Annotated in this window: 24 protein-coding genes; 8 read left to right on the top strand and 16 right to left on the bottom strand. The window is 59.2% G+C overall.

Going from position 1 to position 21,009, the window contains the following annotated elements; all coding sequences use genetic code 11:
* Window positions 1-58 precede the first annotated feature (58 nt).
* From CCGE525_RS13850 to lgt, 5 genes are all read right to left on the bottom strand, one after another.
* On the bottom strand, window positions 59-940 hold the full coding sequence (locus CCGE525_RS13850; protein ID WP_120704773.1) for a hypothetical protein: 882 nt from the start codon (window positions 938-940) through the stop codon (window positions 59-61).
* Window positions 941-995: 55 nt separating this feature from the next.
* A complete protein-coding gene (locus CCGE525_RS13845; RefSeq protein ID WP_120704772.1) occupies window positions 996-2,147 on the bottom strand; it encodes a M24 family metallopeptidase in 1,152 nt (383 codons plus the stop codon).
* A gap of 1 nt (window position 2,148) precedes the next feature.
* Window positions 2,149-3,021: a peptidoglycan editing factor PgeF gene (gene pgeF / locus CCGE525_RS13840; RefSeq protein WP_120704771.1), complete on the bottom strand. Its 873-nt coding sequence runs from the start codon at window positions 3,019-3,021 to the stop codon at window positions 2,149-2,151.
* 37 nt (window positions 3,022-3,058) lie between these two features.
* The gene (locus tag CCGE525_RS13835) at window positions 3,059-4,156 is read right to left on the bottom strand and encodes a class I SAM-dependent methyltransferase (RefSeq protein WP_120704770.1); all 1,098 of its coding nucleotides are present in this window, start codon (window positions 4,154-4,156) and stop codon (window positions 3,059-3,061) included.
* A 78-nt stretch (window positions 4,157-4,234) separates the two neighbouring features.
* Window positions 4,235-5,122 (bottom strand): prolipoprotein diacylglyceryl transferase, encoded by an 888-nt coding sequence (gene lgt / locus CCGE525_RS13830; RefSeq protein WP_120704769.1) that lies wholly within the window; start codon window positions 5,120-5,122, stop codon window positions 4,235-4,237.
* Window positions 5,123-5,386: 264 nt separating this feature from the next.
* Here lgt and CCGE525_RS13825 point away from each other — a divergent pair, with 264 nt between their 5' ends.
* The 4 genes from CCGE525_RS13825 to CCGE525_RS13805 all read left to right on the top strand — a co-directional run bounded on the left by CCGE525_RS13825 (window position 5,387) and on the right by CCGE525_RS13805 (window position 7,748).
* Window positions 5,387-5,647 carry an accessory factor UbiK family protein gene (locus CCGE525_RS13825; protein WP_120704768.1) on the top strand — a complete coding sequence of 87 codons (261 nt, stop codon included), beginning with the start codon at window positions 5,387-5,389 and terminating at the stop codon, window positions 5,645-5,647.
* Between the two features lie 391 nt (window positions 5,648-6,038).
* Window positions 6,039-6,539, top strand: a complete 501-nt coding sequence (locus CCGE525_RS13815) for a type III secretion system chaperone family protein (RefSeq protein WP_104823731.1) — start codon at window positions 6,039-6,041, stop codon at window positions 6,537-6,539.
* A 1-nt stretch (window position 6,540) separates the two neighbouring features.
* On the top strand, window positions 6,541-7,380 hold the full coding sequence (gene proC / locus CCGE525_RS13810; protein WP_120704766.1) for a pyrroline-5-carboxylate reductase: 840 nt from the start codon (window positions 6,541-6,543) through the stop codon (window positions 7,378-7,380).
* A gap of 26 nt (window positions 7,381-7,406) precedes the next feature.
* Entirely contained in the window at window positions 7,407-7,748 is a 342-nt protein-coding gene (locus CCGE525_RS13805; protein WP_120704765.1) for a tRNA-binding protein, read from the top strand.
* Between the two features lie 36 nt (window positions 7,749-7,784).
* On the opposite strand, the gene CCGE525_RS13800 is transcribed toward CCGE525_RS13805, so the two are convergent.
* The 4 genes from CCGE525_RS13800 to CCGE525_RS13785 form a co-directional block, all read right to left on the bottom strand.
* A complete protein-coding gene (locus tag CCGE525_RS13800) occupies window positions 7,785-8,366 on the bottom strand; it encodes a DUF1349 domain-containing protein (RefSeq protein ID WP_120704764.1) in 582 nt (193 codons plus the stop codon).
* Window positions 8,367-8,379: 13 nt separating this feature from the next.
* Window positions 8,380-9,759, bottom strand: a complete 1,380-nt coding sequence (locus CCGE525_RS13795) for an ATP-binding protein (protein ID WP_120704763.1) — start codon at window positions 9,757-9,759, stop codon at window positions 8,380-8,382.
* Window positions 9,760-9,784: 25 nt separating this feature from the next.
* Complete coding sequence (locus tag CCGE525_RS13790) at window positions 9,785-10,486, bottom strand: response regulator (protein WP_120704762.1); 702 nt, start codon at window positions 10,484-10,486, stop codon at window positions 9,785-9,787.
* Window positions 10,487-10,576: 90 nt separating this feature from the next.
* Complete coding sequence (locus tag CCGE525_RS13785; RefSeq protein ID WP_120704761.1) at window positions 10,577-11,053, bottom strand: MarR family winged helix-turn-helix transcriptional regulator; 477 nt, start codon at window positions 11,051-11,053, stop codon at window positions 10,577-10,579.
* A 258-nt stretch (window positions 11,054-11,311) separates the two neighbouring features.
* Between CCGE525_RS13785 and CCGE525_RS13780 the strand changes: the two genes are divergently transcribed.
* Window positions 11,312-12,202 carry a branched-chain amino acid aminotransferase gene (locus CCGE525_RS13780; RefSeq protein ID WP_120704760.1) on the top strand — a complete coding sequence of 297 codons (891 nt, stop codon included), beginning with the start codon at window positions 11,312-11,314 and terminating at the stop codon, window positions 12,200-12,202.
* A 71-nt stretch (window positions 12,203-12,273) separates the two neighbouring features.
* Here the strand turns inward: CCGE525_RS13780 and CCGE525_RS13775 are convergent, their stop codons facing one another.
* A complete protein-coding gene (locus tag CCGE525_RS13775) occupies window positions 12,274-12,534 on the bottom strand; it encodes a hypothetical protein (RefSeq protein WP_120704759.1) in 261 nt (86 codons plus the stop codon).
* Window positions 12,535-12,835: 301 nt separating this feature from the next.
* On the bottom strand, window positions 12,836-13,453 hold the full coding sequence (locus CCGE525_RS13770; RefSeq protein WP_120704758.1) for a DUF1236 domain-containing protein: 618 nt from the start codon (window positions 13,451-13,453) through the stop codon (window positions 12,836-12,838).
* A 167-nt stretch (window positions 13,454-13,620) separates the two neighbouring features.
* Between CCGE525_RS13770 and CCGE525_RS13765 the strand changes: the two genes are divergently transcribed.
* Complete coding sequence (locus CCGE525_RS13765; RefSeq protein ID WP_120704757.1) at window positions 13,621-14,265, top strand: MBL fold metallo-hydrolase; 645 nt, start codon at window positions 13,621-13,623, stop codon at window positions 14,263-14,265.
* Between the two features lie 63 nt (window positions 14,266-14,328).
* Here the strand turns inward: CCGE525_RS13765 and CCGE525_RS13760 are convergent, their stop codons facing one another.
* The 4 genes from CCGE525_RS13760 to CCGE525_RS13745 all read right to left on the bottom strand — a co-directional run bounded on the left by CCGE525_RS13760 (window position 14,329) and on the right by CCGE525_RS13745 (window position 17,689).
* A complete protein-coding gene (locus tag CCGE525_RS13760) occupies window positions 14,329-14,757 on the bottom strand; it encodes a BA14K family protein (protein ID WP_120704756.1) in 429 nt (142 codons plus the stop codon).
* A 147-nt stretch (window positions 14,758-14,904) separates the two neighbouring features.
* Window positions 14,905-15,120: a cold-shock protein gene (locus CCGE525_RS13755; RefSeq protein WP_004116423.1), complete on the bottom strand. Its 216-nt coding sequence runs from the start codon at window positions 15,118-15,120 to the stop codon at window positions 14,905-14,907.
* A gap of 497 nt (window positions 15,121-15,617) precedes the next feature.
* Window positions 15,618-16,508, bottom strand: coding sequence for a DMT family transporter (locus tag CCGE525_RS13750; protein ID WP_120704755.1), 891 nt, complete (start codon window positions 16,506-16,508; stop codon window positions 15,618-15,620).
* A gap of 89 nt (window positions 16,509-16,597) precedes the next feature.
* Window positions 16,598-17,689: a PQQ-dependent sugar dehydrogenase gene (locus tag CCGE525_RS13745; protein WP_245472156.1), complete on the bottom strand. Its 1,092-nt coding sequence runs from the start codon at window positions 17,687-17,689 to the stop codon at window positions 16,598-16,600.
* 357 nt (window positions 17,690-18,046) lie between these two features.
* Here CCGE525_RS13745 and CCGE525_RS13740 point away from each other — a divergent pair, with 357 nt between their 5' ends.
* Entirely contained in the window at window positions 18,047-19,249 is a 1,203-nt protein-coding gene (locus CCGE525_RS13740; protein ID WP_120704753.1) for a pyridoxal phosphate-dependent aminotransferase, read from the top strand.
* Window positions 19,250-19,391: 142 nt separating this feature from the next.
* Here the strand turns inward: CCGE525_RS13740 and CCGE525_RS13735 are convergent, their stop codons facing one another.
* Window positions 19,392-20,489 carry a calcium:cation antiporter gene (locus CCGE525_RS13735; protein ID WP_120704752.1) on the bottom strand — a complete coding sequence of 366 codons (1,098 nt, stop codon included), beginning with the start codon at window positions 20,487-20,489 and terminating at the stop codon, window positions 19,392-19,394.
* 230 nt (window positions 20,490-20,719) lie between these two features.
* On the opposite strand from CCGE525_RS13735, the gene CCGE525_RS13730 reads away from it, so the two are divergent.
* Window positions 20,720-21,001, top strand: coding sequence for a DUF2188 domain-containing protein (locus CCGE525_RS13730; protein ID WP_120704751.1), 282 nt, complete (start codon window positions 20,720-20,722; stop codon window positions 20,999-21,001).
* Window positions 21,002-21,009 lie beyond the last annotated feature (8 nt).

The following is a 21,009-nucleotide window of genomic DNA, read 5'->3' as shown; positions in this document are numbered from 1 at the left end:
GCTCTCGAATGCAAGGGGCTAGAGTGCGATAGCTTTCATATTTCTGAAAAGCTTGTGGCTATCCACGGCGAGAGTCGCGCCAGGAATTGAATTCCGACATGGTTTCAGTGGCGATTTTTTGCATGACGGAGGGCGGGATGGCTGCCCATGGATCGCCGCGCTTCAGCGGCGCGCTTTCCGATCCCTGGATTCGGTGCAGGCGGGCACCGCTATTGTCGAGAACGTCCCACACATAGGTGACGGAAATCTGCGGTCCGTCCTCGAAGGCGGAGAGATAACCCTTCAGGATATAGCCGGCGCTGGAATCGCTGGAGCTCTTGATCGTCAGGCCGAGCGCGCGGGCCTCGGCGCCGAGCTGACGCGACAGCGGTGTAACGGCTTGAACCGGCGCGCCGATGATCGGCAGGAATCGGACGCTATTTCTATCCGCCGCAGCGGGAGGGGGAAGGGAGGCTTGCTGCTGTTCCGGCTGCTGCTGATCGCTCTGCTGGTCCTGGGTCGCTTGTTGCTGTTGCGCCTGCGGATCGTCTGCCAGGCGACGGTCGGCCTCGCGCTGTTCGTCAGCGTCCGAGGTTTGCGCACCCTGCGACGGAATGGAGGCAGTCCTGGAACCGTCGAGCGGGCGGGAGGCGTAGGGGTTGCGACCGCTGCTTCTCAGCGCGGCCGCCTGATCGTCGAGCGAGCCGCCGCCGCCATAGCTCTGCGGCTGGTAACCCTGCTGTTGATAACTTTGCCGCTGGTAGCTGTAGCTGTCCTGCGCGGTTTCATAATTCTGTTGGCGTTGCGGCGCGGCGGCCATGCGCTCGACATCGCGCTGCGTGACGGGGCTGGAGCCGGCATCGCCGATGCTTTCGGGGGGTGTCAGGGCGTCTGTCGTGTTGCAGGCGGCGAGCGCAAAGCAGCAGCCAACGGAAATCAACGTTGTCCTGACCAGTCCCATTTGCGCGATCCTTTCCTTCGACGGTCTTCCCGTTCAGGATCGCTATTTTACGCTGCTAACGGTTAAGAAATTCGAGCCGATGGCGCGACAAAGCTTTCGGTGCTTGAGACGTCGTCAGGTAGGTCTGGCCGAGCGTCATCGCGGTGCCGGTATCGGAGTCCATGATGATCATGTGCACGAAGAGCGACATGTTCTCTTCGATCTCCTGCGCGTTGCCGACATGGAACATCTGATGCTCCATCCAGGAGGGAGAGAAGCGGGCACCGAGCGAATAGCCGCAGGCGTTCAGCCGGTGGCGCGCAAGGCCACGCTCGTCCATGATCTTGGCATGCATATCGAAGACGTCGCCGAAGGTGTGGCCGGGCTTCAGCACGGTTTCGATCGCCTCGATGGTTTCGAGGCAAGCGTTGTAGAGTTCGCGCTGGCGGTGCGTCGGATCGCCGATGACGATCGTGCGCATCATGGCGGCATGGTAATGGACATAGGCGCCGGCCCATTCGAGGGTCAGCTGGTCGTTTGCATCCAGCTTGCGGCGGCCGGCTTTATATCGGCAGAGCAGGGCCTCCGCGCCGGAGCCGATGATGAATTCATTGGCGGGATAATCGCCACCGCCGGAAAAGATCGCGCCCTGCATGGCGGCAAGGATATCGGCTTCGTCGGCACCGGGCTTGATCAAAGCAAGCGCGGCGTCCAGTGCATCGTCGGCGAGAACAGCGGCGCGCTCGACATAGGCGATTTCGGCCGGGCTTTTGACGAGGCGCAGACGGCTGACGACGTAGGAGGCGTCGATGATCTGGCCGAAGGTGGCTATCTGATTGTCGAGCAAGCGCGCGACGCGGCCAGTCATGCCGTGGGTATCGTATTCGACGCCGATGCGGGCGCCGAGGAGATCGAGCTCCACCAGCAATTCTTTGAGATCGAGCGTCGGATCGGCGTTGAGGCGGTCGACCCAGATGCGGATGTCGGAGATGACCGATGTGAGCTGCGCCTGACGAAGATCGGCCGAGCGGGTGAGCAGCACCATCGTGCCGTCAGCCTTGACCACCAGCGTCTGGAAGAAGCAGTAGCCGAAGGTGTCGTAGCCGGTCAGCCAGAACATGCTCTCTTGGGCGAAGAGCAGCATGGCGTCGAGCTTCTCCTCCTGCATTTTCGCGAGAAGGCGGGCCAGGCGGGCGTTGAATTCGCTGCGTTCGAAATGCAGGGCCATTTTAGAACGTCTCCTCGATGGCAATGGCGGAAATCTGCCGGCCGTAATCCGGCTCCTTCGCGTGCGTGGTGCGGCGATAGGAGAAGAAGCGGTCGGGATCGGGATAGGTGCAGAGATCAAGGTTTTCGGCGGTTACGCCGGCCTTGCGCAAGCGGTCTATGGTCAGGCCAGGCAGGTCGAACATCGCGTGGCCGGTCCGCTTGGCCGGGATGAAGTACTTGGCGTAGTCAGGGTCTTGGGCGACGAAGCGGTCGACGAATTCAGGGCCGACCTCATAGCTCGCCTGGCTGATCGAGGGGCCGAGGCAGGCGATAATCCTCTCCCGCCCCGCACCGAGCGTGATCATGGCATCGATTGTGTTTTCCAGGACGCCGGTCAGCGCGCCCTTCCAGCCGGCATGGGCGGCACCTATCACCCGGTTGTCAGGATCGGCGAAAAGGATCGGGCCACAGTCAGCGGCAAGCACGCCAAGCGCTATCCCGGGCGTCGCCGTCACCATGGCGTCGGCTTGCGGGCGGGTGCCGTCATAGTCCGCATCGACGGCTATCACGTCGGGCGAATGGACCTGATGCACTGTCGCGAGCCGTTCCACCGGCAGGCCGAACCAGCCGGCGACACGGCGGCGGTTTTCCAGGACGTGTTCCCGATTGTCGCCGGAACCGAGACCGACGTTCAATCCGCGATAAAGGCCCTCTGAAACACCGCCGTCACGGGTAAAATAACCGTGGCGGATGCCGGCACTCTTGAAGGCGCTCAGCAGCGTGCTTTCGATCGGAGTCGGCAATGCTGCGTCCCTTGATGTGTTCTTTCGTAATGGAAATAACGCTTCTGTGGCGAAGCGGTTCGATTTTGAGCGCGATGTTGGCCCAGGCATGCGCGCTCTGTCAATCCGCGGAGATCAACACTGTTGTTCAGCGTACTTGCCGAAAGGGCAAAAGATCGATCGCCGGGCTGGAGACCGCCAACACCTTGAATAGCTCTCCCATCTTGCCTTCGCCGGCGCCAGCGAGGCGTTCGGCGGCGGCGCGAATGCCCTCTTGCATGGCGGCGTCGTGGTCGCGGCCAAGAGCCGCAGCCCGCTCCAAGAGTCCGAGCCCGATGAGGAAATCGCCCTGATGGCAGCATCCGTTGATATGCAGGCCGGATGCGAGAGCGGTTTCGGCCAGATGTTGGAAATCGACGTGGCTGGTGAGGTCCGCTTCGCCGGGATGATCGAGTGGCGGGTCGTATTCATGCATGCGCACCGCCTGCAGTGTATCGCCGAAGCCCGTCGCCATATGGCCGTAGTCGATAACGAGTGCCGTGCCGCCGTGGGCGGCAAGCCGGTCGCAGATCGTTGTCATCACCGCCTGGCGGGCCGGGGCGATCTCGAAGATCGTGCCGACAGGCGGAAGCGGCCCCTCTGGGAGAAGCTCGGGATCGAGGCTCGCGACGCCTGCAGTGAAGGTCAGCTCGTCATTGACGTCAAGCCCGACAGTGCGCTCACGAAAACCATTGGCGGTGCGGACGAACTGGCGGATGGGAATAGCGTCGAACAGTTCGTTGGCGGCAAGCAAAGTAAAACCCGCCGGCACGTCATCGAAGTCCGAATGCCAGGAAATCTTGTCGCCATGGACGTCCAGCGTCTGGCGTTGAAAACCCTGCAGCCGCTCGCTGGTTTCGACCAGATGCATGCTCATCGCGTCATAGAGCGGCGGCGCCAGCTTGGCGATGACGCGCAGCATGTCCGCCATCATCGTACCACGGCCAGGGCCGATTTCGACGAGACGAACATCGGGGGGCGTGCCGTGGCGTTGCCAGGCATGCACCATGAAGACGCCGATCATCTCGCCGAAGAGCTGGCTGACCTCGGGTGCCGTGACGAAGTCGCCGAGACGGCCGAAGGGTTCGCGCGTCTTGTAGTAGCCGTGCTGCGGGTCGGCGAGGCAGAGCGAGAAATAGTCGGTGATGCTGACCGGTCCGTTGGCACGGATGATGGCCTTGATTTTTTCCCCGAGCGCGGTCGTCATCGTTTGGTCTCGCTAAAGCATGGTCCCGAAAAATGTGAGGCGGCTTTCGGAAAGATCATGCGACATTAAACCCAGAGTTCAAGCCGTCTGTCTGGCTGCAACGTGGCGTGCGCGGATGATGGCCCACAGGCCGATGGCCACCATCGGCAAGGAAAGCACCATGCCCATGGTCAGCCAATTCGTGCCGAGGAGATAGCCCAGTTGCTCATCCGGCTGGCGGAAGAACTCGACGAAAATGCGCGAGAAGGCATAGCCGATGACGAAGACGCCGCTGACGGTGCCGGGTTTCTTCAGCGCCAACGCCCAGCGGGTGAGGACGAAGAGGACGAGGAAGAGCACGATGCCCTCGATGCCGGCTTCGTAGAGTTGGCTCGGATGGCGCGGATCAAGCCCGGCAGGGCAGACGCCCTCGTGAGCGGCGATGACGTGCGGGCTGCAGAAAACCATCGCCCAGGGCACGTCAGTGGTCCGGCCCCAGAGCTCGCCATTGATGAAATTGGCGATGCGGCCGAAGAAAAGGCCGATGGGGGCAACGGCGGCGACAATATCGAACAGGCTCCACATCGGGATCTTGTTGCGATTGGCGAACAAAATCATGGCGATGGTCGTGCCGATTAATCCACCGTGGAAGGACATGCCGCCATTCCAGACCTGAATGGCGCGGATCGGATTGGCGAGCACCGGATCGAGATCGTAAAACAGGATATAGCCGATGCGCCCGCCGAGCACGATGCCGAAGGCGACCCAAAGAATAAAATCGTCCAGATGCGCACGCGTCATCGGCGCGGCGTCGTTGAGCCAAAGCTTGCCATTGTCGACCAGCCGTCTTGCATAGAACCAGCCGAGCAGGATGCCCGCGACATAGGCGAGGCCATACCAATGGATGGACAGCGGACCGAGCGAAAAGGCGATCGGATCGATATCGGGAAACGGCAGAATGGCGGCGAGATTGGCGGATGTCAGCAAGATTATCGGGTCCGTTAGAGCATGATTCCCAAAAACTATCGGCAGTTTTTGGATAAGAGCATGCTAAATCCAGTGTGGGCGGAACATGGCGTTCGGTATTGAAACGGTCAAGTCGATTATTCGTGTGTCTCTTGTCTTGGGCCGGGTTGTCCCGCGCTATCTCAATTTGCTTGCATCGGACCCTAGGAAATCTTACCTCAGACCTATCTGACCCCTATATGATGCCGTCCATTTTTCGGGGCCGACGGCCGCAAGGAGACCACTATGAGCACTGGACCGAACCGTATCTTGGACGAATTCGCCAAGTTGATGACCGATGCCGCCGGTGCCGCCCAGGGCGTGCGCCGGGAGATCGAAACAGCGTTCAATGCCCAGGCCGAGCGCTGGCTAAACAATCTCGATATCGTCAAGCGTGAGGAGTTCGAAGCCGTTCGCGAAATGGCGATCAAGGCACGGGATGAAAACGATGCGCTGCGCGCCAGAATCGAAGCGTTGGAAGCGCGTCTTTCCTCCGAAGGCAAATAATCGCGATTCATTTTGCGAGAAATCGGCGCGGCACGCGTCTGCCGCGCATTTTTCCTCTAAAATTTTCGGTAGTTTATCCACCTGTGGACATAGGCAAAAAAGCCAATCGCCAGAGTCAGTTATGACTCGCTTCTGAATAGACATCGGAAGAGCTTTCCACAGCGCCCTTCGCCAAAATCACTGATGGGGGCTGGCATGCCGGGCATGCCGTTATACACTGATTTTAAATGATGATTCGAAACGGACTTGGTAAGCTCCGGGCAGGGTGGATGCGTTAGTCTGGCAGCCGTTCAACATCATCCCGAGGATGTTTCCGGAGTAAAACTGTTTGCGTTCTTTCAGGTGTTTGAGCACGAGGAAGCTGCATTCGTTCCGGTCAAGAAGGTGCTGCATGAGCCTTATGGAAATGGAAGTCGAACGACAATCGAACCCGGTCGACATGATCGAGTTCGTGGCTGCCAACAATGACTGGTCGTTCGAGCGGTCCGGCGAGGATGAAATCGCCATGACCGTCGAGGGGCGATGGACCGATTATCACGTCTCGTTCTCCTGGATGGAGGAGTTCGAGGCGCTGCACATAGCCTGCGCATTTGACATCAAAGTTCCCGATCCGCGTGTCAACGAGGTGATCAAGCTGCTGTCCTGCATCAATGGGCAGGTGCTGATGGGACACTTCGATCTGTGGCGGCAAGAGGATATCGTGATCTTCCGGCAGTCGCTGTTGCTCTCGGGCGGCGCGGAGCCGACGAACCGGCAAGTGGAAGTGCTGTTATCCAACGCTCTTGACACCTGCGAGGCTTACTATCAGGCTTTCCAATTTGTAGTATGGTCCGGCCTTGACGCAAACCGCGCCATGGAAGCCGTGCTTTTCGAAACCGTAGGCGAAGCCTGATATGGCAACAGAAGCATCATCGAGCGCTTTTGCATCCTCCGACCCCATCATCCTGATCGGGGCTGGCAATATGGGCGGCGCTCTGCTGACGGGTTGGCTGAAAAGCGGTGTGCCGGGCTCTTCGGTGATCGTCGTCGATCCCAAGCCGTCCGAGCCGATGCTGAAGTTGATCGCCGATGCCGGCGCGAGCCATGTCGCAGGCGTTCCGACTGACATCACTGCCGGCGTTCTCTTCATTGCCGTCAAGCCCCAAGTCATGGAGGCGGTATTGCCGCCATTCAAGACGACGATCGGACCGAATACCGTGGTGGTGTCGATCGCTGCCGGCAAGACGCTGGCTTTCCTTGAAAAGCATCTAGGTGAAATGGCGATGGTGCGCGCCATGCCGAACACGCCGGCCATGGTCGGTCGGGGCGTAACCGGTGCGTTTGCCAACGCCCAAGTCGGCGAGCCCCAGCGGCAGTTGGTGCAAAATCTCTTGAAGGTATCCGGTCCGGTCGAATGGGTGCCGGAGGAAGCCGATATTGATTCCGTGACGGCCGTCTCCGGCAGCGGACCGGCCTATGTTTTTTATCTCGTCGAGTGCATGGCGGAGGCGGGCCGGAAGCTTGGCCTGCAGGCGGACCTCGCCATGCGACTCGCGCGAGAAACTGTCGCGGGGGCTGGTGAGTTGTTGCATCAGTCCCCCGATGACGCTTCGCGTCTTCGCCAGAACGTGACGTCTCCCGGCGGTACCACCGCCGCCGCCCTTGCCGTTCTGATGGCGGAAGACGGCATGCAGCCTCTATTCGACGAGGCGATCGAGGCAGCGCGCAAGCGTGCGCAGGAACTGGCCGGTTAGTTTTCCAGTATCAAAAGGGTCTGCGTATGGCGGATGAGGTCACCTATGGCGATTTCGAGCGGGTGGACATCCGCGTCGGCACGATCATCGAGGCGGAGCCGTTTCCAGAAGCACGCAAGCCGGCCTTCAAGTTGAGGATCGATTTCGGACCGGAGATTGGCATCAAGCGCTCCTCGGCACAGATCACGGTGCACTACACGCCGGAATCCCTCATTGGCCGTCAGGTTCTCGGCGTCGTCAATTTTCCGCCGCGCCAGATCGGCCCCGTACGTTCCGAAGTGCTGACTCTTGGGTTCGAGGATGAAGCCGGCGCGATCGTGCTTGCGGCCGTGACGCAACCGGTGCCGAATGGCAAGAAGATGATGTGATTTTTACCTTCTCCCGGCTGGAGAGATGGTCACATCTCAGTGAATATCCCGCGACAGCGGCTCCGTTATACTGAAATCGAGAAATTCCGCCTCGAAACCGTCACGCTGTGGTGAGCAGAAGGCGGGACCAACGGAGACCTCTTCGAGAGCCGGATCGAACCAGGCGAGCCGGGCCATGCGCCACTCGGTCATCTTGTCGGTGCGGTATTGGATGAAAAGCGCGTCGCCATTGCGCGTCACCCGCACCGATAGGGTATCGAACTCGTGATCGAGCCGGAAGGCGGACCAGTCGGAATTGCCGTTGGTGACCACGACGCTGAAATGCTTGGCGCCATCGGTATATTCGATCCCGCATTTCATCCAGTGCGTGGCGTCATGGCGGACCATCAGGCCGGCCTGGTCGTAGAGTTCGCGATAACGCCCGATAAAAGTGATCTCGGCGGTGAAGTCGCCACGCCACTGCCGGCCGAGGAAATGGCCGTCGTCGCGGTGGAAGCCGTAATAGGTTCCCTGCCAGAAGTCGGTCTTGTTGCCGGAGCGCACGATGAGCCGGCCGTTGTTCATTTCCCAAGCTGGCGGTAGATTCAGCCAATGCATGTCGTTGATGTCGATCGGCATGCGATGTCCTCTCTTAAGCCGGAATGCGGATGGTGGCGCGCAGGCCGCCCAGCGGGCTGTCGCCGAGCGTGACATTGCCGCCGTGGCTGCGTGCGATATCGCGGGCAATGGCAAGGCCGAGACCGGTGCCGGAATTATCGAGATTGCGCGCCTCGTCCAGCCGGAAGAACGGCTTGAACACATCCTCGCGCGCATTGACGGGAATGCCCGGGCCGTCATCATCGAAGATGATCGTCAGCCATTTGGCGCTGTGCTTGGCCTCAATGCGCAAGGTGTGTGCGTAGCGGCGCGCGTTGGAGGCGAGATTCGTCACCAGCCGCGTAAAGGCATTCGGGCGGACGGAGATATCGTTATCGCCCTCGATGGAGAAGGTCATGGATTTGCCGTGCAGAGAGAAGTCCTGTTCGACCTTGTCGAGGATATCGCTGAGCCGGAGGGTGCCGACATCCTCTTCCGCCTCGCCGCGGGCGAAGGCCATATAGCCCTCCAACATGCTCTGCATATCCTCGACGTCCTCGCTGAGGCCGGCAAGATCGGGATTATCGCCGATGAGGGCGAGCTGCAACTTGAAGCGAGTGAGCACGGTGCGCAGGTCGTGGCTGACGCCGGAGAGCATCGCCGTGCGCTGCTCGATCTGCCGTTCGATGCGCTCTCGCATCAGGATGAAGGCGAGGCCGGCACGGCGGACTTCGTCGGCGCCGCGTGGCGAATAATCGTCCCGCCGCTGGCCCTTGCCGAAACTTTCCGCAGCCTGCGCTAGCGCGAGAATCGGCCGGATCTGGCCGCGCAGAAACAGTACGGCAATGCCGATCAGCGCCAGCGATGTGCCGACCATCCAGAGAATGAAGATATGCGTATTCGAGGCGTAGGTCTGGCTGCGCTTGGCAAAAACGCGCAGCACCTTATCCGGCAGCTTCACGCGAATTTCGACAAGGCTGGAATTGCCCACCGTATCGATCCAGAAGGGGAGGTTGATCTGTCCGCGGATCTCGTCGCTCAAGATGCCGTCGAGGATCGAGAAGAACGGTTTTTCGCGCGGCTGCGGCAATTCGCCCCCCGGCTCGATGGAGATGGTGAGATCGAGCTTTTGCCGGGCCATCTGCGTGATATCGGAGAAGTCGGCGTCCTGCGGATAGGTTTGGATGATATCGATGATGGCGGCAATGTCGCGGGTGGTGGCCATCGACAGCCGTTGAGTCACCATCTGCCAGTGGCGCTCCATGAAGACGATCGTCACGACTGCCTGAAGGATGATCATCGGCAGGATGAAAATCAGCAGCGTGCGCGCATAGAGGCCGGTTGGCAGACGCCGGCGCAACCAGCGAGAAAACCAACGCAGGCCGTTGGAGGGCGTGTGCTCCTGATCGCGCCTGATCGAGTCGAATGTCACCATCGCCGCTGATCCTAGGGAATTGATATTAATCTATGCTCAGGCGATAGCCGATGCCGCGCACCGTCTGCAGCCAGACGGGGTTGGCCGGGTCGTCCTCGATCTTGCGGCGCAAACGGTTGATCTGGACGTCGATAGTGCGCTCGCCGACCTCGGCATCGTTGCCGATCAACTCGTGGCGAGGAATGGTGTCGCCAGCGCGCTTGGCAAAGAGCAGCATGATTTCCTGCTCCCGGTCGGTCAGGCGGATGAGCTCCGAGGCCTTCTTCAGCTCTTTGCGGGTGAGCGAGAAAGTGTAGGGCCCGAACATCACCTGTTCGATCTTCGGTGCATCGGCCGGTGCATTGCGCCGGAGGATATTGTTGATGCGAAGCACGAGTTCGCGTGGGTCGAAAGGCTTCGGCAGATAATCGTCGGCACCGGCTTCCAGTCCCGCGATACGGGCTTCCGATTCGGCAAGAGCGGTCAGCATGATGATCGGAATGCTCTTGATGGCTCGCAGGCTTGCCGTCAGCGAGATGCCGGATTCGCCAGGCATCATCACGTCCATGATGATCAGGTCGAAATCGAGCCCTTCGAGCTTGCGGCGGGCCTCGGCGCCGTCGGCGGCGGCCGTCACCCGGTATCCCTTTTCCATGAGATAACGGTTGAGTAGGGCGCGGATACGCGTGTCGTCATCCACGACCAGGAGGTGTGCTGCATCGTCCGAAATTGCTGTCTTTGTCGTCATTCAATCCGTCTCGATCTTTGTTTTATCCGTTTGATTGAGATGATCTTATCCAAGTCTCCGCTTCGCGGCTCTTCGGTTCGAGATCATATCTCAGTCCTGCATTCCCCTCAGGAACCGTTTGACGCTTTCGCGCGTCGCATCGGACGCGCCTCCGAATGCCCGTTCAATACGGCGCGATTGCGGCTCGGCCAGCGCCAATGCCAGATCGCGGCCGGCCTGCGTCGGGTAGAGTTTACGCTGCCGGCGATCTTCAGGCCCAGCCACCTGACGAATATAGCCTGAATCGATCAATTGTTTGAGAACCCGCGCCAAACTCTGTTTGGTGATCTTCAACGTTTCCAACAGGTCCGCAACCGTCATGCCGGGTTCGCGGTTAACGAAATGAACAACCCGATGATGAGCGCGCCCGAATCCGCTCTTGTCCAGGATCTGATCGGGATCGGATACGAAATCGCGATAGGCAAAGAAAAGCAGCTCGATGATCTCGAAATCGATGATCCCCGCATTCTCCATCGGCGTCGCCAGCAGCTCCGGTTTTGCCGCCTTTTGGCTCGTCTGTCGTGGCACCTTGGCATTTCCTTTCCTATTTTGGGGCAACTGGGAAACTTACGCAAAAATATGTCAGCTTTATTGACGTATTTTTACGTCGCTGCTAGTTTCCGCCGATCTTGCGCCGCCCGGACGGATATGGCCATATTTGGAAACTAAGCCCGGCTTCGCAAAAATTCCAACCCGTCTCATATTTTCCCCATCTGCATCGTGGATAATGCGTAATGGGGACAACAATCAACAGTCATGGCGTCCGGGCGCCGGAGGAGAATTAAGATGGCATCGGTTCCTTTTGATCAACTGGATGGGGAGATCTGGTTCAATGGCGCATTCGTGCCCTGGAAGGACGCTAAGATTCATGTGCTGACCCATGGTCTGCATTATGCGAGCGCGGTCTTCGAGGGCGAGCGCGCTTATGGCGGCCGCGTCTTCAAGCTGACGGAGCACAATCAGCGTCTTCACAAGTCCGCCGATATTCTCGGCTTCAAAATTCCCTACAGCGTTGCCGAACTGGATGCGGCGACAATCGAGCTCCTGAAACGCCAGGGCTTTTCCGAGGCCTATGTGCGGCCGATCGCCTGGCGCGGAAGCGAGAGCATGGGCGTGTCCGCCCAGAATAACCGCATCAACGTGGCAATCGCGATTTGGCAGTGGGGCAGCTACTTCAATCCGGCCGAAAAGTTGAAGGGCATTCGTCTCGATATCGCCGAATATCGCCGCCCCGATCCCAAGACTGCGCCTTGCGCTTCGAAGGCGGCCGGCCTCTACATGATCTGCACCATTTCCAAACATGCCGCCGAAGCCAAGGGTTATGCCGACGCGATGATGCTCGACTATCGTGGCCAGGTGGCCGAGGCGACGGGCGCCAACATCTTCTTCGTCAAGGACGGCGTCCTCCATACGCCAACGCCGGATTGCTTCCTGAACGGCATCACGCGCCAGACGGTGATCGACCTCGCCAGGCGGCGCGGATTGCAGGTGATCGAACGCGCGATCATGCCGGAAGAACTCTCCGATTTCAGCGAGTGCTTCCTGACCGGCTCGGCTGCGGAAGTGACCCCAGTGTCGGAAATTGGGCCTTATCGCTTCACGCCTGCATCGATCAGCGAAACGCTGATGAACGACTACATGAAGGAAGTCTATCCGACTGCTGCGGCAGCCGAATAAGGCTTTGAAACGATCAACGGGAGCCGGGGGCCATCTGGTCGTCCGGCTTTTGTTGTTTCCAGCCCCTCGGCTTATTTGCGGCCGAGAACCGCGCCGACGATCGCAGAGAGCACGCCACCGGCGATCAACGAGGAAATGCCCTGCGCGATAAGGCCGGTGAGCGCTTCGCTGCCGATCAGGTTGAGAATAAGGCCGCCGCCAAGGCCGCCGACGGCGCCGGCAATCGTTCTGGCGACGAGATTGATCCCTTCCTGCTTGAGCGCGGCGCTGGCCGCGTTACCACCGATTGCACCGGCGATCAGTTGCGTGATGATTGGCCCCAAACTTTCCATGATTACCCTTCTCCCATTGTTCCGGAAGCCATTTTCCGGATGCCCCGCGCCGCGTCCCGGGCTTTTGATCTTGCGCTTGTCGTTATCGCAAAACCTCTGCGCACTTTTGCGCGACATGCTCTAGCCTCGGGAGCGGCAATAATCCTCACCGATATTAGAATTACATCATGCATCGGCTGGTGGAAATAGAAAGGCAACTCATACGGGAGAATTCTGCGATAATCCGGGGGAAAACCCGCACAAAGAAAAGCGGCGGCCATTTGGCCGCCTATGATTTTGACAAATTACTGCTGAAAACGAATCAGCGGTAGACGTAGACGATGCGGCGGGTATTCGGATCGACCAGCACAGGCTGGCGATTCACCTCAACGTAGCTGTAGTCGTAATCCGGGATACGATGGACGACGACGCTTTGGGGCAGGGTGGCGCCGACCACGACGTCGCCGCGCAGCCGCACGGTGTTGACTGGGTTTTGCGTGATGTAGGTGTGGACTTCATTCGGCGGAGCGACGACCTCGACCTGTCCGACCGGACCGATCAGTTCATCGTCCGGCGAAGGGGAGACGCTGCCTGTCGTTGTAGGATCGGTCTGGGCATAGGTGACCGTTGGTACACCGAGCTCCGAGTAATGCTCCTCGACAACAACAGGATTTCCGTTCTGCTCGACGCTTAATGTCTGGGCATCCACCCAGCCGCGCATGCCGTTGACATCGATGCGGCACCAGTTGCTACCCTGGATGCAGCCGTCAAGGCTCGCTTCCGAGCCACGGGTTGCCGTACCGACAGTCGGATATTGCGGACCCGGACCGGTGCGGACGTCAAGATCGGTAACTGTTGTCGCCGACATCTGTGCTTGCGCAAGCCCGGCGCTACCCAGGAGCAGGAGGCCCGTCAGCAGCAGGTTTCTTTTCGAGGGCATTGGCTTTCTCCTTTGTTTTGCGGAGTCTACCTGTGCAAACGCCCGGAAGAGCCGAGGGTTCCGCTGCGCCTTCCCCCGGCCGCGGCGTTTTCCGGGGGAGGGGGCTGTTTTACCCGGTGTTTGAGGCTATATCGGCTGGTACGCATTCAACAGACGAGGCGCTTCCTATGGGCATGCTCCAGGCCGGCATCATTCCGGTGACACCCTTCGAACAGAATTGCACAATCCTGTTCGATCCGGACACGAAAGAGGGAGTCGTGGTCGATCCCGGCGGCGATGTCGATGTCATCCTGCAGACGGTGCGTGAAAATGGCATCACATTGACGGCAATCTGGCTGACGCATGGCCATATCGACCATGCCGGCGGCGCGGACGAGCTCCGGGAAACGTTGGGCATCGAGGTTATCGGTCCGCATGAAGACGACCGATCGCTGCTGCAGGATATCGAGGCCAAGAGCAAAATGTTCAACATCGAGGGCGTACGCAACGTGGTACCGGATCGCTTTCTGAAGGACGGCGACAAAGTTTCCTTCGGCGAGCACGAGTTCGAAGTCTTCCATTGCCCCGGCCATGCGCCAGGCCATGTCATTTATTTCAACAGAACACAGAAATTTGCCCATGTTGGTGACGTGCTGTTTCACGGTTCGATCGGCCGCACCGACCTGCCGGGCGGTAATCACCAGCAGCTTTTGGAGTCGATCCGCGACAAGGTATTTCCCTTGGGCGATGATGTGGGCTTCATCTGCGGTCATGGCCCCGGCGGCCAGATCGGCGATGAGCGCCGCACCAATCCTTTCCTGCGCGGACTTTGAAGCCAAAACAAAAGCGCCGCGAAATGGCGGCGCTTCGTTACGGGCAATCAGCCGATACGGCGATTAGTCGGCCGTGCAGAAATGGCGCATGCCGTCATAGCCGAGATAGGTACCGCTGCGGCCGTCGAAGCTGCTGTAGCGGTCGTAGCAATAGCGCATCCACTGGGACGACCAGGGGCGTAAGCCGACCGGCTGCGGTGCGTAATAGCCGACATCACGCTCGACATAGACGCGGCGCGGCGGAGCGCGATAGTAATAGGGCGGGGCCGGCGCGTAGTCAGGGTCGACGTAGACCGGATCTGGCTCGACATAACGCGGTTGGCTGGCGATCGCCGAACCGACAATGAGGCCAGTGGCGAGACCTGCCGCGCCAATCGCCCAACCCTCTCCGTTGTGATGATGCCATTCATTGGCCGAAGCGGTGGAAATGGATGTCAGCGCCAGTGCTGCAGCCATAGCGGACATAGCGAGGGATTTGCCGAGCATGTTCATTAGTCTGTCCTCTAAGGGGAACCCGGAAGACCGTAATTCCCAATCTTACATGAGGACAGACTAGACATAGCAAGCTGAATACAGACTGAATGATAAAACCCGGCATCTCTGCCGGGCTTCAACTCGAATGACAGCCGTAGGGCGCTCTCAGCCAGCAATCTGAAGATTGACGGCCTTCGGTCCCTTGCCGCGGCGATCCGGTTCCGTGTCGAAGCTCACCTTCTGGTTTTCCGACAATCCTGCCAGACCAGAAGCCTGCACTGCGGAAATGTGCACAAAGATGTCCGCGCCACCTTTGTCAGGTTTGATAAAACCGAAGCCCTTATCGGTATTGAAAAACTTTACAGTGCCAGTCTCGGCCATGCCTCAGGTCCTTTTCTCTCTGCCCACCATCCACACGGGCAGCATTGCTGTATTGCCCTCGCGGGCGCTTGCAGGCAGTTCTCGCAATTTGAAGGAAAAGGTCCCCTATACCTCGGCGCGGCATTGAAACGACACTCGTGCTCGCTTCGCAACCGGGCTGACCGGAATATTTAGCGTTTCCGGCGCGCAATTTTATTAAGGACTTCCCATGCTGTAAAAATGCCCGAACACCACTGAGAGTGCTGTGTTTATCGTTAATTGGCAAGCAAAAGTTTTTTAACGTGTTCAGGAGAGCACACTGCCGTAACGCAAGTGTGTTAGCGCGAATCGGAAATTTTCCCTCGCAAGAACGGGTTTCTAAGGTTTTTGTATCGTTTGCGATATAATTTCGGCGAAATTTTCCCAAATAATCTAGTCAGAATCCGTCTTTCGGATCATTCGAAAAAAATTCACTAAGGGCAGCGCAAAACAGCCATAACGGGTATTCGGGAAAAATTTCAGGCGGCGACACTGCGCCGCCGGAGGAGTTCCGGCACCAATTCCACTGCAAGCATGGCGATAAACATCAAAGCACAGCCGGCATAACCGAGCGGCCCCATGGTCTCGCCAAGCAGCAAGCTACCCAGCGACGCGCCGAACAGAGCTTCTGACGAGAGGAAGATCGCAGCCTGCGGCGCGGTTGTGTAACGCTGGCCGATCACCTGCAGCGCGAATGCAAGACCGGACGAAAAGATGCCGACATAGAGGATTTGGCCCAGCGCGCCTTGGATGTCGGCGATGGTGATCGGCTCGGCAACCACTGCGACGGCAAGGGCGGCGACCGCCGTGATGGCAAACTGCATGGCGGAAATTCCGAGCGGCCGGCCGGTTTCACTGACGGAAGAGCCGGCAAGAGTGATCTGCGCTGCCCAGAACAGGGCGCAGACCACCGTCAGGAAATCGCCGATTGTGAGGCGCGAAAAGGAGCCGCCGGACAATAAATAGATACCGCCAAGGGCCGTCATCGCAGCCGGCCAGATGATCCAATGCGGCGGCCGGCGGAGGAAGACGACGGCTATCAACGGCACAAAGACGACGTAGAGGCCGGTGATGAAGCTGGAATTGGTGACGGTCGTCGTCAGCAGCCCGATCTGCTGCGTTGCCGCTCCTCCGAAGAGTGCGACGCCGGTGAGGAAGAAGGAAAGCCAATTCCGGCGCGTCAAGGGTTTTTTTGTCTTGCTGTTTTCCATCCAGACGAACGGCAGGACGACGATGGTGGCGACGGCGAAGCGCAGGCCGATGAACCAGAATGGCCCGATCGCTTTCATCGCCGTCGACTGTGCGACGAAGCCGCCACCCCAGATAGCGGCCGCCAACAACAATACCAAATTCGCCTGTACGCGAGTCATCTACATCCTACGGGAGGGGGAGAAAAGGGAAGCCGACGGTTAGCAGCTGCGTCTCTTCCGGGCAAGCGAAAGACGCCGGCGGCGCCGCACTATTCTGCTGCTCTGGAGACGCGCAGCAACGCGCCGTCATTTTCGTCCGTCGTAATCAACAGCGCGCCGTCCGGCGCGACCACGACGTCGCGAAGCCGTCCGAAATCACCTTTGAACATGCGTTCGCGTTCGGTCACCTTGCCGCTACCGTCGCGATCAAGACGCGACAGCAGCTTGAATTTCAGCGCGGCGACCAGGAAATCGCCCTTCCATTCCGGGAACATCCGACCGCGATAGACGGCAATGGCGCCGGGTGCGATCGACGGATCCCAATAGAAGATCGGCTGCTCCATCCCCTTTTTGGCAGTGCCAATGCCGACCTTGGTGCCGTCATAGTTACGCCCGTAGGAAATGACCGGCCAGCCGTAGTTCTTGCCCGCCTCCGGTGTGTTGATCTCGTCGCCGCCTTTGGGGCCGTGTTCAACCGTATAGAGCCTGCCGTCGGCGGCATCGAAGGTGATGCCTTCGGGATTGCGATGTCCCTTGGACCATATTTCCGGCAAAGCCTTTACGCCATCCTTAAACGGGTTGTCGGCGGGTATGCTGCCGTCGGCCCGGATATGGATGATCGAACCGGCATCGTCATGGAAATCCTGGGCGCGATCCTGTTCGAAGCGGTCACCCAGGCTGACGAACAGGCTCCCGTCCTTGGCGATTGCTATACGCGAGCCGTATTGCAAGTCGCCCTGCGAAAGCTTGTTCATCAGAAAGATGCGTTTCACATCGATCAGCCGCCGTTCGTCCGGCGATAGGACAGCGCGGAAGACTGCCGTGCCGCTGCCGCTGTCCTCGGCAATGGAGGCGGTGAAATAAATGGTGCGGTTGCCGGCGAATTTCGGATCAAGGGCTACGTCGAGCAGCCCGCCCTGGCCGTGCGCGTAGACATTTGGCACGCCTGCGATTGGAGCGGACACCTTGCCGTCACGGATGATGCGCAGGTGGCCAGGCCGCTCCGTCACGAGATAGGCGCCGTCCGGCAGCACTTCGACCGCCCAGGGATGATCGAGCCCGCTTGCGACTGTCTCGACCTTAACTTTGACCTTCTGTGTGTCGATCGTTTTGACTGGATCGGCGTGTGCGGGATTCACCATCAGCAGCGCAGAAGCCGCAAGAACAACGCAATATCCGGTTCTGTGAAGGCGCTTCAAACCATCTCCTCCCTTCGACGAGCCGTTCATGCAACGTGGGGTGGGCAGATTGTTCTTCAAGGCGAGCTAGGGCCGCGATAACGTCTTTGTGTCCATCGAAGCCGTCTCTTCGTGTCGCGTGACCTGCTCGTCGCCGGTTTCCACCAACGCGGCATCCACGATATAACGCCGCGGCCCCTGAAATAACGTCACTGTGACGCCTTTGTGCTTGAAACGGCGGCCTACATTCGACATAGACCTTAGCGCAGAAATCTGGTCCACAGGCTTTCTGCCCACTTCAACCGATTAGGACCGATCACCATGGCCTTTCTTGCCGACGCTCTTTCCCGTGTAAAGCCTTCTGCCACCATCGCCGTTTCCCAGAAAGCACGCGATCTGAAAGCAAAAGGACGCGACGTGATCGGCCTCGGCGCCGGCGAGCCGGATTTCGATACGCCTGATAATATCAAGAAGGCCGCCATCGACGCGATCAACCGCGGCGAGACGAAGTACACGCCGGTCTCCGGCATTCCAGAATTGCGCAAGGCGATCGCTGCCAAGTTCAAGCGCGAGAACAATCTCGACTATACCTGGGAGCAGACGATCGTCGGCACCGGCGGCAAGCAGATCCTGTTCAACGCCTTCATGGCGACGCTGAATGCCGGCGATGAAGTCATCATCCCGACACCTTACTGGGTTTCCTACCCGGAAATGGTGGCGCTTTGTGGCGGCACGCCGGTTTTCATCGCGACGACGCAGGCCAATAACTTCAAGCTGCAGCCTGCCGATCTTGAAGCTGCGATCACGCCGAAGACCAAGTGGTTCATGTTCAACTCACCGTCCAACCCGTCGGGTGCTGCCTATTCGCATGCCGAGCTGAAGGCGCTGACGGACGTGCTGGTCAAGCATCCGCATGTCTGGATCCTGACCGACGACATGTACGAACACCTGACCTATGGCGAGTTCAAGTTCGCCACACCGGTCGAAGTCGAGCCGAGCCTCTACGATCGCACGCTGACGATGAACGGCGTCTCGAAGGCCTATGCGATGACCGGCTGGCGTATTGGTTACGCCGCCGGCCCGCTGCAGCTTATCAAGGCGATGGACATGATCCAGGGCCAGCAGACCTCGGGTGCGACGTCGATTGCACAATGGGCTGCCGTCGAAGCGCTGAACGGGCCGCAGGATTTCATCCCGCGCAACAAGAAGATCTTCGAAGGCCGCCGCGACCTCGTCGTGTCGATGCTGAACCAGGCAAAGGGCATTTCCTGCCCGGTGCCGGAAGGCGCCTTCTACGTCTATCCGTCGTGCGCCGGCCTGATCGGCAAGACGGCGCCGACCGGCAAGGTCATCGAGACGGACGAAGACTTCGTGTCGGAACTCTTGGAATCGGAAGGTGTCGCCGTCGTTCACGGCTCCGCCTTCGGCCTTGGCCCGAACTTCCGCATTTCCTACGCGACCTCGGAAGAACTTCTCGAGGAAGCATGCCGCCGCATCCAGCGCTTCTGCGCGGCCTGCAAGTAAGCGATCAATAGTCGTTCAAATGAAAAGCCCGCCAGAGATGGCGGGCTTTTTTGTATTCAGGCTGATGATTTCGGGTTCGTCAACTGATTCAAGTGCTTTGCAAATTGAGTCTGCCTGTCGGCACAAGTCCTTGAAATAAAACTCAAAGCCCCAATCCGGTCAGCATGATGAAGGTGGCGAAGAGAATGAAATGGGTCATGCCTTCGATGGCATTGGTTTCGCCATCGTTGAGATTGATGGCGGCGACGATGAGGGTGATCATGATCATCACGGTCTGCACCGGCGACATGGCCATGATGAAGGGCTGGCCGGTATAGAGCGCGATCGCCTCCATGACTGGCACAGTGAGAATGACGGTCGAGAGAGAGGCGCCCATGGCGATGTTGATCGTGGCCTGCATGCGGTTGCGCAGCGCTGCCCGCAAGGCCGTCAGGATTTCAGGGGCGGCAGAAATAGCGGCAACGACGATGGCGGCAATCGCCGGGGGCGCGCCGCTATCTCGCAGGCCGACATCCATGAAGGCCGACATGAATTCCGCAAGCCCGCCGATCAATATGACGCCGATCAGGATTGTGGCGATTGAGGCCGCCGTTGACTCTTGGCCATGACGATCCTCTTCCGCGCCATGCTTGTTCTCAGCGCGCGGATAGCTGTAGCTGAAGAAATAGCTGTGTTTGCCTACCTGCATGCGCAGGAACAGCGTGTAGAGCGCGATCATCGCGACAATCGTGAAGGCGGAATAATAATGCCATTTCGCTTCGGGGATGAATTCCGGCACAATCATCGAAATAGCCATGGCGGTCAGAATCATCACGCCGTAGGACTTACTGGAGTCGTCGTTGTAGGGCTGCTCGCCATGCTTCAGCCCGCCCAGAAGGGCGGCGAGGCCGAGGATGCCGTTGATGTCGAGCATGACGGCGGAATAGATCGTGTCGCGCACCAGCGTCGGCGAGCTTTCGCCGCCCATCAGGATCGCCAGCATGATCACTTCGACGGAGACAGCCGACAGCGTCAGGATCATCGTGCCATAGGGATCACCGACTTTCGCCGCCAGAATTTCGGCGTGATGGGCCACACGCATGGAGACAAGTATGATGGTTGCAACCAGTGCGGCTGCAGCCAGCAGCGATACGGCCTGTCCCATATCCAGCACCGCATGTTCGCCGAGATAGGCGACCACAGCGACGGCAAATGCAACTACCAGGAACGTTTCCCGCTTCAGCCAGGTCGATATTGCCAAGGTCCCCACCTCTCGCACCGATTCACTTTCTCACTCTAAATCAATGATTTTTCACATCAAGCATGCGCGTTGATGACAAAATTTGCAGTCGGCGCCGTTTAATGGAATACTACCCTGATCGGTCTGCCCAACCCAATATCGCGGCATCCTCGAAATCGTCTCAGATGGACCGCGGTCCCGCCGGGTGGCACCCGGACCCTAAGGTCTTGGCAGAGGAAAAGGAGGTATGCATGGTCAAGGTCACTTACGAAATCGTGCCACATGATGGCGGATGGGCGTATCGTTTTGGCGACGTCTATTCCGAGGCGTTTCCGACCCATTCCGAAGCGGTGGAGGCGGCCAGGATCGTAGCGGCCGAGCAGCAGATTGGCGGCGACTCTGCCGAGATCAGTTGGCAGGATGAGCGGGGCAAATGGCACGAAGAATATACCGACGGCGGCGATCGACCGGAAACGGAAGTTGTCGACGGCAAGGTGCATTTCCCGCCGGTCGATACGGCTCCAGGTGCTTAAGATTCAAC

It is taken from the genome of Rhizobium jaguaris (assembly GCF_003627755.1).
GTDB lineage: Bacteria > Pseudomonadota > Alphaproteobacteria > Rhizobiales > Rhizobiaceae > Rhizobium > Rhizobium jaguaris.
Note: the sequence above shows the minus strand (reverse complement) of the source record. Positions and strands in the feature narration are given on the sequence as shown.